Source organism: Roseateles sp. (assembly GCF_965229315.1).
Lineage (GTDB): Bacteria > Pseudomonadota > Gammaproteobacteria > Burkholderiales > Burkholderiaceae_C > Pelomonas.
In genome coordinates this window covers 1920869-1933781 of the sequence record NZ_CBDDJA010000002.1, presented here as the reverse complement: position 1 = coordinate 1933781, position 12913 = coordinate 1920869, and the positions used below count along the sequence as shown (strand labels likewise).

The 12913-nt window shown below is 70.5% G+C and carries 14 protein-coding genes and 1 riboswitch; of the genes, 6 read left to right on the top strand and 8 right to left on the bottom strand.

All coding sequences use genetic code 11. The features are described from left to right. Positions 1-5: 5 nt before the first annotated feature. The 3 genes from ACO07H_RS13715 to ACO07H_RS13705 form a co-directional block, all read right to left on the bottom strand. Positions 6-131, bottom strand: a complete 126-nt coding sequence (locus ACO07H_RS13715; RefSeq protein WP_422015019.1) for a hypothetical protein — start codon at positions 129-131, stop codon at positions 6-8. A gap of 173 nt (positions 132-304) precedes the next feature. After that, on the bottom strand, positions 305-478 hold the full coding sequence (locus ACO07H_RS13710; protein ID WP_422015017.1) for a hypothetical protein: 174 nt from the start codon (positions 476-478) through the stop codon (positions 305-307). A 318-nt stretch (positions 479-796) separates the two neighbouring features. Then, entirely contained in the window at positions 797-3025 is a 2229-nt protein-coding gene (locus ACO07H_RS13705) for a heavy metal translocating P-type ATPase (RefSeq protein WP_422015015.1), read from the bottom strand. A 78-nt stretch (positions 3026-3103) separates the two neighbouring features. Here ACO07H_RS13705 and cadR point away from each other — a divergent pair, with 78 nt between their 5' ends. Then, positions 3104-3565 (top strand): Cd(II)/Pb(II)-responsive transcriptional regulator, encoded by a 462-nt coding sequence (cadR, locus tag ACO07H_RS13700; protein WP_422015013.1) that lies wholly within the window; start codon positions 3104-3106, stop codon positions 3563-3565. Between the two features lie 3 nt (positions 3566-3568). Next, positions 3569-3747: riboswitch (yybP-ykoY riboswitch) on the top strand. Positions 3748-3755: 8 nt separating this feature from the next. Then, positions 3756-4325 (top strand): TMEM165/GDT1 family protein, encoded by a 570-nt coding sequence (locus ACO07H_RS13695; RefSeq protein WP_422015011.1) that lies wholly within the window; start codon positions 3756-3758, stop codon positions 4323-4325. Position 4326: 1 nt separating this feature from the next. Here ACO07H_RS13695 and ACO07H_RS13690 read toward each other — a convergent pair whose 3' ends face one another. Then, the gene (locus ACO07H_RS13690) at positions 4327-5283 is read right to left on the bottom strand and encodes a Bug family tripartite tricarboxylate transporter substrate binding protein (RefSeq protein ID WP_422015009.1); all 957 of its coding nucleotides are present in this window, start codon (positions 5281-5283) and stop codon (positions 4327-4329) included. Positions 5284-5322: 39 nt separating this feature from the next. Beyond that, complete coding sequence (locus tag ACO07H_RS13685; protein ID WP_422015007.1) at positions 5323-5883, bottom strand: helix-turn-helix domain-containing protein; 561 nt, start codon at positions 5881-5883, stop codon at positions 5323-5325. A gap of 99 nt (positions 5884-5982) precedes the next feature. Here ACO07H_RS13685 and kbl point away from each other — a divergent pair, with 99 nt between their 5' ends. Genes kbl through ACO07H_RS13670 form a run of 3 tightly spaced genes read left to right on the top strand, consistent with a single transcriptional unit; the run spans position 5983 to position 8971 of the window. Further along, positions 5983-7179 (top strand): glycine C-acetyltransferase, encoded by a 1197-nt coding sequence (gene kbl, locus ACO07H_RS13680; RefSeq protein WP_422015005.1) that lies wholly within the window; start codon positions 5983-5985, stop codon positions 7177-7179. Further along, positions 7176-8120, top strand: coding sequence for an NAD-dependent epimerase/dehydratase family protein (locus ACO07H_RS13675; RefSeq protein WP_422015003.1), 945 nt, complete (start codon positions 7176-7178; stop codon positions 8118-8120). Before kbl ends, ACO07H_RS13675 begins: the two co-directional genes overlap by 4 nt. Before the next feature lie 47 nt (positions 8121-8167). Next, entirely contained in the window at positions 8168-8971 is an 804-nt protein-coding gene (locus ACO07H_RS13670; RefSeq protein ID WP_422015001.1) for a MipA/OmpV family protein, read from the top strand. Between the two features lie 15 nt (positions 8972-8986). Here ACO07H_RS13670 and ACO07H_RS13665 read toward each other — a convergent pair whose 3' ends face one another. Then, positions 8987-9295: an Mpo1-like protein gene (locus tag ACO07H_RS13665; protein ID WP_422014999.1), complete on the bottom strand. Its 309-nt coding sequence runs from the start codon at positions 9293-9295 to the stop codon at positions 8987-8989. Between the two features lie 65 nt (positions 9296-9360). Between ACO07H_RS13665 and ACO07H_RS13660 the strand changes: the two genes are divergently transcribed. Then, positions 9361-10824 (top strand): flavin-containing monooxygenase, encoded by a 1464-nt coding sequence (locus tag ACO07H_RS13660; protein ID WP_422014997.1) that lies wholly within the window; start codon positions 9361-9363, stop codon positions 10822-10824. Here the strand turns inward: ACO07H_RS13660 and ACO07H_RS13655 are convergent. Both ACO07H_RS13655 and ACO07H_RS13650 read right to left on the bottom strand, forming a co-directional pair. After that, complete coding sequence (locus ACO07H_RS13655) at positions 10809-11606, bottom strand: alpha/beta fold hydrolase (RefSeq protein ID WP_422014995.1); 798 nt, start codon at positions 11604-11606, stop codon at positions 10809-10811. The genes ACO07H_RS13660 and ACO07H_RS13655 overlap by 16 nt on opposite strands. Further along, positions 11603-12901, bottom strand: coding sequence for an O-acetylhomoserine aminocarboxypropyltransferase (locus tag ACO07H_RS13650; RefSeq protein WP_422014993.1), 1299 nt, complete (start codon positions 12899-12901; stop codon positions 11603-11605). Before ACO07H_RS13650 ends, ACO07H_RS13655 begins: the two co-directional genes overlap by 4 nt. Positions 12902-12913 lie beyond the last annotated feature (12 nt).

Here is a 12913-nt window from a genome sequence, read left to right as displayed (position 1 = left end):
CCGACTCAGTCCAGCCGCACGAGCAGCCCTTGCAGCGGCGCATGCGGGCGCCGGCCGGCGCGGTGACGCATGCGGGCCAGCAGCAGGGAGACGGTGGAGATCAGGGAGGGGAAGAGGTGCAGGAACAGCATGAGGTTCTCCTGGGGCGCAACGCCGCAGGCCCCTCAGCCACTAGACGTGGGCGGTTCCGCGGCGTTCCGACCGATGGGGTGGAACGAAAGATGAAAACGAAGCAGTGGCAGGCGCGCGTTGGCGCCAAGGAGGGGCGGGGTCCATGGCAACTCCTGGTTGAAAGTGGGTGGGCTCAGCCCCGGCGGAGCAATGCGCAGCGCAGGCGCAGCGTGGGCCAGGGCGTGAGGCGATCGAGGGCGGCGACGACGTCGGGCAGGTCACGCGGCGCTGCGGCCTGCGGCGGGCGTGCCGGTGCTGTTGCGGGCGCCATCGCCGGCAACGGTTGTTGGGGTCGGGTCTTGCGCATGGCGTTCCTCCGGGTCGGGAAAGCCGCGCATGAACGAACGCGTCTGGCCTGCGCGGCGGGCCGCGCGAAGCGATTCAGCGCATCAGCGCTTGAGCAAGAAGAGTCGGCGACGGTGGCAGGCGCCCGGCCTGCCACCCGGAGCGGGCGTCAGGAGACCAGGCAGTCCGCGGCCATCACGGCTCGCGCTGATTCACTGCGATGACTGGCACTGTCCACGCACGGGCTCCAAGGTTGCGATGTGTTGATTGTTGCGGCGCAGCAAGGCCGGGTCAAGACGGTGGACAGGTCAAGGTCAAGTTCGCGGCTGCATCGGCATCGTCATGCACGCAGCAGCCGCAGCCCGTTGGCCACCACCAGCAGGCTGGCGCCCATGTCGGCGAACACGGCCATCCACATCGTCGCGTTGCCGGCCAGGGCCAGCAGCAGGAACACCGCCTTGATGCCCAGCGCCAGCGAGATGTTCTGCCACAGCACCGCGTGTGTCTTGCGCGACAGCGCGATGGTCGTGGCGATGCGGCGCAGGTCGTCGTTCATGACGACCACGTCGGCCGCCTCGACGGCCACGTGCGTGCCCGCGCCGCCCATCGCGAAGCCGATGTCGGCCTGCGCCAGCGACGGCGCGTCGTTGATGCCGTCGCCCACCATCGCCGTCGGCCCGTCCGAATCCTGCAAGGCTTTCACGGCCGCCTGCTTCTCCTGCGGCAGCAGGTTGCCGCGGGCATCGGCGATGCCGGCCTGCGCGGCAATGGCGCGGGCCGTCGCGTCGTTGTCGCCCGTCAGCATCACGGCGCGCACGCCCAGGCGGCGCAGTGCGGCGACGGCCTCGGTCGAGGACGGCTTGATCGTGTCGGCCACGGCGAACAGCCCCAGCACGCGCGAGTCCGTCGCCAGCAGCGTGACCGTGCGGCCCTGCGCCTCGTGCGCGGCGAGCTTGTCCTCCAGCGCCGGGCTGCACAGTCCGCGGTCATGGATGAAGCGGTGGTTGGCCAGCATGTGGAGTTGCCCGTCGATGCGGCCCTGCACGCCATGCCCCGGCATCGCGCTGAACGCATCGACCTGACCGGTGCCGGTGCCAGCCCCCAGGCCGGCGGCGATGGCCTGCGACACCGGATGGTCGGAGCGCGCCGCCAGCGCGGCGGCGATGGCCTGCGGGTCGGTGGCCGACAGTGCCTCCCAGTGCACGAGGCGCGGCTTGCCCTCGGTCACGGTGCCGGTCTTGTCCAGCGCGACGACGCGCAGCGCGCGCGCCTGTTCGAGATAGGCACCGCCCTTGATGAGGATGCCCTGGCGGGCCGCGGCGGCCAGACCGCTGACGACCGTGACCGGCGTGGAGATGACCAGCGCGCAGGGGCAGGCGATGACGAGCAGCACCAGCGCCTTGTAGACCGCCAGCGCCCAGGTCCAGCCGAAGGCGAACGGCCCGAGCAGCGCCACGGCCAGCGCGATGGCGAACACGGCCGGCGTGTAGACGGCGGCGAAGCGATCGACGAAGCGCTGCGTCGGCGCCCGCGAGCCCTGCGCCTTCTCGACCGCCTCCATGATGCGCGCCAGCGTCGAGCCCGACGCGGTGGCGGTGGTCCGGAACGCCAGCGCGCCGGCCTGGTTGATGGTGCCTGCGTAGAGGTCATCGCCCGCAGCCTTGTCCACCGGGATGCTTTCGCCGGTGACGGGCGACTGGTCGACCGCGCTGCGGCCCTCGGTCACGACGCCGTCCAGCGGCACGCGCTCGCCCGGCTTGAGGCGCACGACGGCGCCCACGGCGACCTGGGCGCTCGCGACGGTGGCCCAGGAACCGTCGGCCTGGCGCACCTCGGCCGTTTCCGGTGCCAGCGACATCAGCCCCTGGATCGCGTTGCGCGCACGGTCCACCGCGCGCGCCTCGATCAGCTCCGCGATGGCGTACAGCGCCATCACCATGGCCGCCTCGGGCCACTGGCCCAGCACGAAGGCACCCGTGACTGCGACCGTCATCAAGGCGTTGATGTTGAGCCGCAGCGCGCGCAGCGCCGCCAGGCCCTTCTTGTAGATGTCCAGGCCGGCCAGCCCGATGGCCACCGCGGCCAGCGCCATGCCGGCCCAGCGCGCCGGCTGCGCGTCGGGCATCAGATAGGACAGCGCCTCCGCGCACAGCGCCAGGGCCAGCGCAGCGCCCAGGCGCGGCAGGCCAACGCCCAGGCCGTGGTCGCGGCGCGCGTCTGCGGCTTGCAGCGGCTGCGGGTCGTAGCCGGCCTGGCGGATGGCGCCGAGTGCGGCGGGCAGGTCCGCCGCGTCGGCGTCGATGGTGAGCGTGCGTTCGGCCAGCCGGAAGCGCAGGCCGCGCACGCCGCTCACCCCGTCCAGCGCGCGGCGGATGTCGCCTTCCTCGGCGGCGCAGTCCATGGTCGGGATGCGGAAGACCGCGCCGGTGACGCCGGCTTCGCTGGCGTGCGGCTGCGCGGGAGACGCGCAGCAGTGGTCGTGACCGTGCGCGTGGCCGTGGTGGTCATCGTGGGCGTCATCGTGGTGATGATCGTGCGAGTGCGGATGCGGATGCGAATGGGAAGCCATGGGGGCAATTTGAAACCCTGTAGCAACCCCAGAGTCAAGCGCCTAGACTGCCCAGCCTCACTCAAGTCGGGAGTTGCCTTGAAGATCGGTGAACTGGCGAGCGCCGCGGGCGCGCAGGTCGAGACCGTCCGCTACTACGAGCGCGAGGGGTTGCTGCCCGCACCCGAGCGCAGCGCCGGCAACTACCGCATCTACGGCCGCCGTCACGTCGAGCGCTTGTCCTTCATCCGCCAGTGCCGGGCGCTGGACATGAACCTGGACGAGATCCGCGTGCTGCTGCGTTTCAAGGATGCGCCCACCGACAGCTGCACCGAGGTCAACGCGCTGCTGGACGCCCACATCGGTCATGTGGATCTGCGCATCCAGGAGCTGCAGAGCCTGCGCGCGGAACTGAAATCGCTGCGGGAGCAGTGCGGCGCGCCGCAGGACGCGGCCCACTGCGGCATCCTGAACGAGTTGTCGAGCCGCACCGGCAGCGCGCCGGCGCCGCGGGCCTCGCATGTCGGTCACGCGCACCCGGGTGGCCGCAAGACGGCCTGATAGACTGGCGCCGTCATTGGGGAGTAGCCGCACCGACGCAACATCGGTGGCTCGCGTCAACACACTTGGCCTCGCGGCCATGGCGCCAGCGGTCACGACTTGGCAAGACCTTTGACCATGCAGCCTCCGGTTCGGCCGGGGAGGCGCGTGGTCAACCGTCTTCACCCCCGGCCGAGGAAATCCCCGAAAAATGGAAGCACTCCTGATGTCCACCGGCGTGGTGGCTCTGGCCGAGATCGGCGACAAGACGCAACTGCTGGCCTTCGTGCTGGCCGCCCGCTTCAAGCGGCCCGTGCCCATCATCCTCGGCATCCTCGCCGCGACCATCGTCAACCACAGCATGGCCGGTGCGCTGGGCGCGTGGATCACGTCGGTGCTCAGCCCGGCGACGCTGCGCTGGGTGGTGGGCCTGGGCTTTCTGGGCATGGCCGTCTGGACGCTGATCCCCGACAAGATCGACGACGAGGACACGCAGGTCAAGGGCCGCTGGGGCGTGTTCGGCACGACGCTGATTGCCTTCTTCCTCGCCGAGATGGGCGACAAGACGCAGATCGCCACCGTCGCGATGGCGGCGCACTACCCCAACCCCGTCCTGGTGGTGGTGGGCACGACGCTGGGCATGCTGATCGCGGACGTGCCGGCGGTGTTCGTCGGCGACCGGTTCGCCAAGAAGATCCCGATGCGCCTGGTGCACGGCATCGCCGCGGCGATGTTCGCCGCGATGGGGGTGTTCGCGCTGCTGAAGCTCGACGGGCTCTGACTCACTGCGGCTGGAAGCCGCCCGCCCGGATGAGGCGCGCCCACGCCGCGGAGTAGGCGCGCTCGCGGGCGCCGAGTTGGGCGCCCGTCATCATGCCGACCGACAGACCCAGCTCGGCCAACCGCGCCTTCACGCCGGGCTGCGCGATGACCCCGGCCACCGCGTTGGCGAAGCGCTGCAGCACGGCGGGCGGCGTGCCGGCCGGCGCGAAGATGCCGTAGTACGGCAGGTCCTCGAAGCCGGCGATGCCCAGCTCGGCGAAGGTCGGCACCTCCGGCAGCACGCTCTGTCGCTGCTGGCCCATGACGGCCACGATGCGCAGCTTCTTCTGCTGGTGGTTGGCGATCAGGTCGGGCACCGAGCCCACGCCGGCGCTGATCTGGTTGCCCAGCATGTCCGAGATCATGGGCGCGCTGCCGCGGTAGGGCACGCTGAGCAGGTTCAGGCCGTTCTTCTCGCCCAGCAGCTTGACGAGGAACTCCGGCACCGAGGCCGGCGCGGGGATGCCCACGTTGCCCTGGCCGCCCTGCTTCTTCACCCACGCGAGGTACTCGGGCAGCGTGTGGGCGGGCGTGCCGCCGGACAGCGCCAGCGCGTTCGCAAAGGTGGCGAAGCCGGCCACCGGCACGAAGTCGTGGGCCGGGTCGAAGCCCGGGTGCTTCATCACCAGCGGCAGGATGGAGATGGTGTGGTCGTGCGTGACGAAGAAGGTCGTGCCGTCTGGTGCGGCCGTCTTCAGCGCCTGCGCGGCGATCTGGCCGCCGGCGCCCGGCCGGTTGTCGACGAGAACGGTGGTGCCGAGCGACGCCTGCAGCGCCTCGCCCAGCAGCCGCGCGATGGCGTCCGTGCCGCCGCCCGCGGGGAAGCCCACCAGCAGCCGGATCGGCCGGTCCTGCGCCCACGCGGCAAAGGGCAGGGCGGCCAGCGAGGCCAGGGTCGCGCGACGGGTGATCTGCATGCATGCCTCCTTGGGTGGAGGCTGCAGTTTAAGAAGCGTTCAGGGGTGCAGCACGACCAGCAGCGCGGTCGCGCCCGACTTCGCCGCGTTGCGGATCGCGTGCGGCCCGTCTACTGCGTACCGGGCCGTCTCGCCAGCCTTGAGCCTGCTGGTCACGCCCTGGGCCGTCACTTCGAGCGTGCCGGTCAACACGCTCAGGTGCTCGCGCGAGCCGGGCTCGTGCGCCTGGCTGTCCAACACGCCGCCGGGCTGGATGCTCAGCTCGTACCACTCGAACTGCCCGGCCAGCTCGATGGGGCCCAGGATGCGCAGCTTGCACAGGCCGTCGGGGCTGGTGAGGCCGGGCGTCGCATGCGCCGGCACGGTCTCGATGGCGGGGGTGGCCGCGCGCTCCGCACCCAGCAGTTCGCCCATCTCCACGCCCAGCGCATTCGCCAGCCGCCACACCACGGCCACCGTGGGGTTGGCCTGGTTGCGCTCGATCTGCGACAACATCGACTTGCTGACGCCGGCCCGCTTGGACAGGTCATCCAGCGACAGGCCACGGCTGGCGCGCAACGCCTGCAAGGCGGCGCCGACGCGGGGCGGTTCGGTGTCCATGCTCATGCTTGACGGGAATAGACGATTTTCAGATACTGCACAAAAGTTCGATATATCGAACATGTTCAATTGACCGAATTGTGCATCAGGAGCGGCACCATGAGCCAAGCCTTCTATCAACATCTGCAGACCGAACTGGACGGCATCCGTGCCGCCGGCCTCTTCAAGGCCGAGCGCATCATCACGACGCCGCAGGGCGCCGTCGTGACCACCAGCGACGGCCGCGAGGTCATCAACCTGTGCGCCAACAACTACCTGGGCCTGTCGTCGCATCCGCAGGTCATCGAGGCGGCACATGAAGCGCTGCGCACGCATGGCTTTGGGCTGTCGTCGGTGCGCTTCATCTGCGGCACGCAGGACGTGCACAAGGAGCTTGAAGCGCGCATCGCCCGTTTCGTGGGCTGCGAGGACGCCATCCTCTACGCCGCCGCGTTCGACGCCAACGGCGGCCTGTTCGAGCCGCTGCTGGGCGAACAGGACGCCATCATCAGCGACGCGCTGAACCACGCGTCCATCATCGACGGCATCCGGTTGTGCAAGGCGCAGCGCTGGCGCTACGAGCACAACAACCTCGATGACCTGGAGCGCTGCCTGAAGGAAGCGAAAGAGAAGGGCGCACGCTTCACGCTGGTGTTCACCGACGGCGTGTTCTCCATGGACGGCACCATCGCCCAGCTCGACAAGATCCGCGCGCTGTGCGACCGCTACGACGCGCTGCTGGGCATCGACGAATGCCATGCCAGCGGCTTCATGGGCAAGACGGGCCGCGGCACCGCCGAGCACTGTGGCGTGTTCGGCAAGATCGACATCATCACCGGCACCTTCGGCAAGGCGCTGGGCGGCGCGTCGGGCGGCTTCACGGCGGCGCGCAAGGAGGTCGTCGAGCTGCTGCGCCAGCGCTCGCGCCCCTATCTGTTCAGCAACACGCTGGCCCCCAGCATCGCCGGCGCCTCGCTGGCCGTGCTGGACCTGCTGGAAGGCTCAACGGCCCTGCGCGACAAGCTGGAGGCCAACACCGCCTACTTCCGCGAGGCCATCCAGGCCGCCGGCTTCGAGATCAAGCCCGGCACCCACCCCATCGTGCCCATCATGGTCTACGACGCGGTGATGGCGCAGCGCTTGAGCGCCCGCATCCTGGAGCTGGGCCTCTACGCGGTGGGCTTCTTCTTCCCCGTCGTGCCCAAGGGCCAGGCGCGCATCCGCGTGCAGATCTCGGCGGTGCACGAACGCGAGCACCTGGAGCAGGCCGTCGCTGCATTCACGCAGGCCGGCCGTGAACTGGGGTTGGTGAAATGAAGATCTTGATCATTGGCGCGAATGGCCAGATCGGCACCGAACTGGCCACCGAGCTGGCCCGGCTGCATGGCCCCGAGGCCGTCGTCACCAGTGACCTCGCGCCCAAGGGCCGCGTGCCCAGCCTGCAGCACGAAGCCCTGGACGTGACGGACGCCGGCGCGCTCGCAACCGTCGTCAAGCGCCACAAGATCACGCAGATCTACCACCTGGCGGCAGCCCTCTCGGCCAACGGCGAGAAGCACCCGATGTGGGCGTGGGACCTGAACATGAAGGGCCTGCTCAACGTGCTGGAGCTGGCCCGCCATGAGAAGCTGGACAAGATCTTCTGGCCCAGCTCCATCGCCGCCTTCGGCCCCAGCACGCCGGCCGTGGACACGCCGCAGACCACCGTGATGGACCCGACCACCATCTACGGCATCTCCAAGCTCGCCGGCGAGCGCTGGTGCGCCTGGTACCACGCCAAGCATGGCGTGGACGTGCGCAGCCTGCGCTACCCCGGCCTCATCAGCTGGAAGACGCCGCCCGGCGGCGGCACGACGGACTACGCCGTCGAGATCTTCCACTCGGCGATCAAGGACGGCCGCTACACCTGCTTCCTCGAAGCCCAGCAGGCGCTGCCGATGATGTACATGCCCGATGCGCTGCGCGCGACCATCGAGCTGATGAACGCGCCGGCTGAAGCGATCAGGCAGCGCGGCAGCTACAACCTCGCGGGCGTCAGCTTCACGCCGGAAGGCATCGCGGCCAGCATCCGCCGCCGCCTGCCGGCCTTCACGATGGACTGCGTGCCCGACTTCCGCCAGGCCATCGCGGCGAGCTGGCCGCAGCGCATCGATGACAGCGCCGCGCAGGCGGACTGGGGCTGGCAGCTGAAGTACGACCTGGACGCCATGGTGGACGACATGCTGACCGAGCTGACACGCGAATTGAAGGCGGCCTGAAGCTGAACTGAACGGACGCATCGGCCAACGGCTGCTACGCTGGGCGCATGAGAACCGCGTTGATCACACTGCTGGCCACGGCCGGCACCGCACCCGCGCTAGCCCAGCAGGGCACGGACAGCGCGCCGGCGCGCTACCTGATTGGCGCCTCCGTCGCCAACCAGCCGGAGTACGACGGTGCGAGTGGCCGCGTGACCAAGCTCAAGCCGCTGTGGGCCTTCAAGCTGGGGCGGGTGCGCATCAGCACATCGGGCGCCAGCTCGCTGCTGGGTTTCGGCCAGGAAGAGGCCGGCGGCGGTGCCAGCACGGCCTTCATCGACACCGACAAGCTGCGCCTGGGCGTGGCGCTGCGCATGGACAGCGGCCGCGGCAGCGGCGACGCCAGCACCACGCGCGGCCTGCCCGATGTGCGGCGCACGCTGCGGGCGCGCCTGTACACGAGCTACAGCTTCACCAAGGACTTCAACGTCGGCGCGACGCTGTCGCAAGACCTGCTGGGCCGGCAAGGCGGCATGACGCTGGGCTTGGACCTGGGCTGGCGGCTGTACCGCAGCCCGACGCTGGAGATCACCAGCGGCGCCGGCATCTCGGCCGCCAACGCGCAGAACCTGCGCAGCTACTTCGGCGTGCCGCAGTCGGCGGTGGCGGAGAGCGGCAAGCCGTTCTACGAGCCCGGCGCCGGGCTGCGCGACGTGCATGCCGGCGTCAGTTTCATCCGGCCGATCAACAAGCACTGGCTCACGTTCGGCTCGGCCGGCGTGAGCCGCCTGATGGGGCCGGTGGCCGGCAGCCCGCTGATCGAGAAGCGCCTGGGCACGGGGGCCGCGATCGGCCTGGCCTGGCGGAACTAGCCGCGCGTCAGGGCGTCAGAGCTTGACGCGCCCGCGCCAGATGTCGGCGTACATGACCCAGTCGCCCATGAAGCTGTACAGCGGGTACTTGAACGTCGCCGGCCGGTTCTTCTCGAAGAAGAAATGCCCGACCCAGGCGAAGCCGTAGCCGCACAGCAGCGCGTAGAGCAGCCAGGCCACGTTGCCCGTCGCCAGCAGCCGCCACAGGCAGGCCAGCACCAGCGTCGAGCCGACGAAGTGCAGGCGCCGGCAGGTCGGGTTGGCGTGTTCGGCCAGGTAGAACGGGTAGAAGTCGGCGAAGCGGGAGAAGCGTTCGGTGCTCATGCGCTCGATTCAAGCGCGGTTCGGTGCCGGGCGGCAAGCGGGCTTGCCCTCGCAATAATCAGCCGATGGATCCTGCGGCACCCCACACCGAGCTCGACGTCGTCATCCTTGGCGCGGGCATGTCAGGGCTGTGCATGGCCATCCAGTTGCAGAAAGCGGGCTTCATGGACTTCGTCATCGTCGAGAAGTCGGCCGGCATCGGCGGCACCTGGTGGGACAACCGCTACCCCGGCGCCCAGGTCGACGTGCCGGCGCCTGCCTACAGCTTCAGCTTCGCGCCCAACGCTGACTGGACGCACCGCTTCGCCGACGCGCCCGAGATCCAGCGCTACCAGCAGCGCCTGGCGCAGGCGCACGGCCTGCCCGCGCAGATGCGGCTGGGCCGCGCCATCACCCAGGCCCGATTCGACGCCGGGGCCGGCCGCTGGCGGCTGCTGCTGGACAACGGCGAGCGGCTCAGCGCGCGCTTCTTCGTCTGCAGCACGGGCGCGTTGAACCGGGCTCGCTGGCCCGACATCCCGGGCCTGGCCGACTTCCAGGGCCGGCTGCTGCACAGCGCGCGCTGGCCGACGGCCACGAACCTGGCCGGCCTGCGCGTGGGCGTCATCGGCACCGGCTCGACAGCCGCGCAGCTCGTGCCGGCGCTGGCGCCCGCTGTGGCGCACCTGAGCGTGTTCCAGCGCACGGCGAACTGGGTGATGCCGCGCGTGGACCGCCGCTACGGCCGCCTCGACCGCTGGCTGACCGGCTGGGCACCGTACGCGCGCTTCACGCGCTGGGCCTGGGCCGGCGTGCTGGAGTGCAGCCGCCGTGGCTTCGACGAGGGTACCTGGACCCGGCGCTTCATGCAGGCGGCAGCCGCCTCGCACCTGAAGCGCCAGGTTGCCGACCCCACGCTGCGTGAAGCGCTGGTGCCGCCGTATCCGCTGGGCTGCAAACGCATCATCTTCTCCAACGACTACTACCCGGCGCTGGCGCGGCCGCAGACCGAACTGGTCACAGCCGGCATCAAGCGCGCCACCGCACGCGGCCTGCTGACGGCGGACGGCCGCGAGCACCCGTTGGACGCGCTGGTCTGCGCCACCGGGTTCGACACCACGCACCCGCTGGCCGAGACGCGCATCGAAGGGCTGGGCGGGCAACGGCTGGCCGATGCATGGCGGGACGGTCCCGCCGCCTACCTGGGCATCACGGTGCCGCGCTTCCCCAACTTCTTCCTGATGCTGGGGCCCAACACGGCCACCGGGCACACCTCCACCCTGCTGTACATCGAGCCGCAGGTGCAGCACGCCATCGCCTGCATGCAGCGCGTGCAGCGCGAAGGCCGGCGCTGGATCGCCGTGAAGGCCGACGTGGCGGCCGCGCAGGACGCCGCGCAACAGCAGCGCCTGGCCGGCTCGGTGTGGAGCCAGTGCCGCTCCTGGTACCGGGCCGAGAACGGCCGCATCGTCGCGATCTGGCCCGGCTTCACGCGCGACTACGTGCGGGCCGTGCGCCGGCCCGACCCCGCGGCCTACGCGCTGGGCTGAAGCGAGCGCCGCAGCGCCGCCAGCACGGCGTCCGGGGCCTCGGCCATCAGCGCGTGGCCGGCGGGCACGAGGTGGGTCTGCGGCTTGAGCAGCGCGCCCAGCACCGCGTTCTGCCGGGGGCTGGTCATCTGGTCCAGTTGGCCGAGGATGAAGTGCACGGGGCAGCCCACGCGCGCGGCCGCGGCCTCGCCGCCGGTGTAGCGGTCGCAGACCTGGAAGTCGTTCTCGAACAGGTTGACGGCCGTCTGGCGCGCCTGCAGCCGGCGCATCAGCGCCAGTGCGCCGCCCCGCAGCCAGGCGCCCGGGCCGGGGTAGCCCGGCTTGGCGCTGGCCAGCGAATGCGAGAACGCGTTGACCATGGCCATCGCGTCTTCGGGCCGGTCGCGCGCGGTGGCCAGCAGCGCCTCGGACACCTTCATCGGGTAGGCCGTCCCCACCATCACCAGCGTGCTGGCGCGCTCGGCCGCCTGCAGCGCGATCAGCGAGCCCATGCTGTGGCCCACCAGCGCGGCCTGGCCGACACCCGCCGCGTCGAGCAGCCGCTTTACCCAGGCGCCCAGGGCTTCGACGCTGGTCAGTGGCGCACCGCCGCTGCGGCCGTGGCCGGGCAGGTCCACCGCCAGCACACCGTGGCCATGGTGGGCGCACCAGCGGGCCAGCAGCGTCCAGACGCTGTGGTCGTTCAGCGCGCCGTGGATGAAGACCACGCAGGGCAGGGCGGGGTCGAACGGCTTGCCGCCGGTGTACGCATAGGCCTCCTGGCCATCGACGACGAGCTTCATGCGGCCACCTTCGCCGCCACCTTCAGCGCGCGCTTGAGGTCGTCGATCAGGTCGGCCGGGTCTTCCAGGCCGATGGACAGGCGGATGGTGCCCGGGCCGATGCCGGCGCTCTTCAGCGCCGCGTCGTCCATGCGGAAGTGCGTCGTGCTGGCCGGGTGGATGACGAGGGACTTCGCGTCGCCCACGTTGGCCAGGTGCGAGAACAGCTTGAGCGCCTCGATGAAGGCGCGGCCCTGCTCGCGGCTGGCCTTCAGGTCGAACGAGAACACGGCGCCGGCACCCTTGGGCAGCAGCTTGTGCGCGAGGGCGTGGTCGGGGTGCGAGGGCAGGCCCGGGTAGCTGACCTTCTCGACCAGCGGCTGCGCGGCCAGGAACTCGGCCACGGCCTGGGCATTGGCCACGTGCCGCGCCATGCGCAGCGGCAGGGTCTCAAGCCCTTGCAGCATCAGCCAGGCGGTGTGCGGGCTCATGCAGGCGCCGAAGTCGCGCAGGCCTTCGCGGCGCGCTCGCAGCAGGAAGGCGCCGACGGTGCTTTCCTCGCTGAACACCATGCCGTGGAAGCCGTCATACGGCTCGCACAGCGTGGCGAACCGGCCGCTGGCGGCGTGGGCCGTGTCCCAGTCGAAGGAGCCGGCGTCCACCAGCACGCCGCCCACCACCGTGCCGTGGCCGCAAAGGAACTTCGTGGCCGAGTGGTAGACCAGGTCCGCGCCGAGTTCCGCGGGGCGCTGCAGATAGGGCGTCGTGAAGGTGGCGTCCACCAGCAGCGGCAGCCCAGCGTCGTGGGCCAGGGCGCTGACGGCGGGAATGTCCAGCACGTCCAGCCCGGGGTTGCCCAGCGATTCGCCGAACAGCAGCCGCGTCTCGGGCCGGATGGCCGCGCGCCAGGCATCCAGGTCGCGCGGATTGACGAAGGTCGTCTCGATGCCGAAACGGCGCAGCGTGTAATGCAACAGGTTGTGGCTGCCGCCGTACAGCGCCGTGCTCGCCACGACGTGGCCGCCGGCGCCCATCAGCGTGCAGATGGCCAGGTGCAGCGCGGCCTGGCCGCTGGCCGTGGCGACGGCGCCGACGCCGCCGTCCAGCGCGGCCATGCGCTCCTCGAACACGGCCGTCGTCGGGTTGGACAGCCGGCTGTAGACGTGGCCGGCGCGCTCCATGTTGAACAGCGAGGCGGCGTGCTCGCTGCTCTCGAAGACGAAGGAGGTGCTGAGGTGCAGCGGCGTGGCCCGCGCGCCGGTGGCCGGATCGGGTGCGGCGCCGGCATGCAAAGCCAATGTATCGAAGCCCGGCATGGTGTTTGTTTT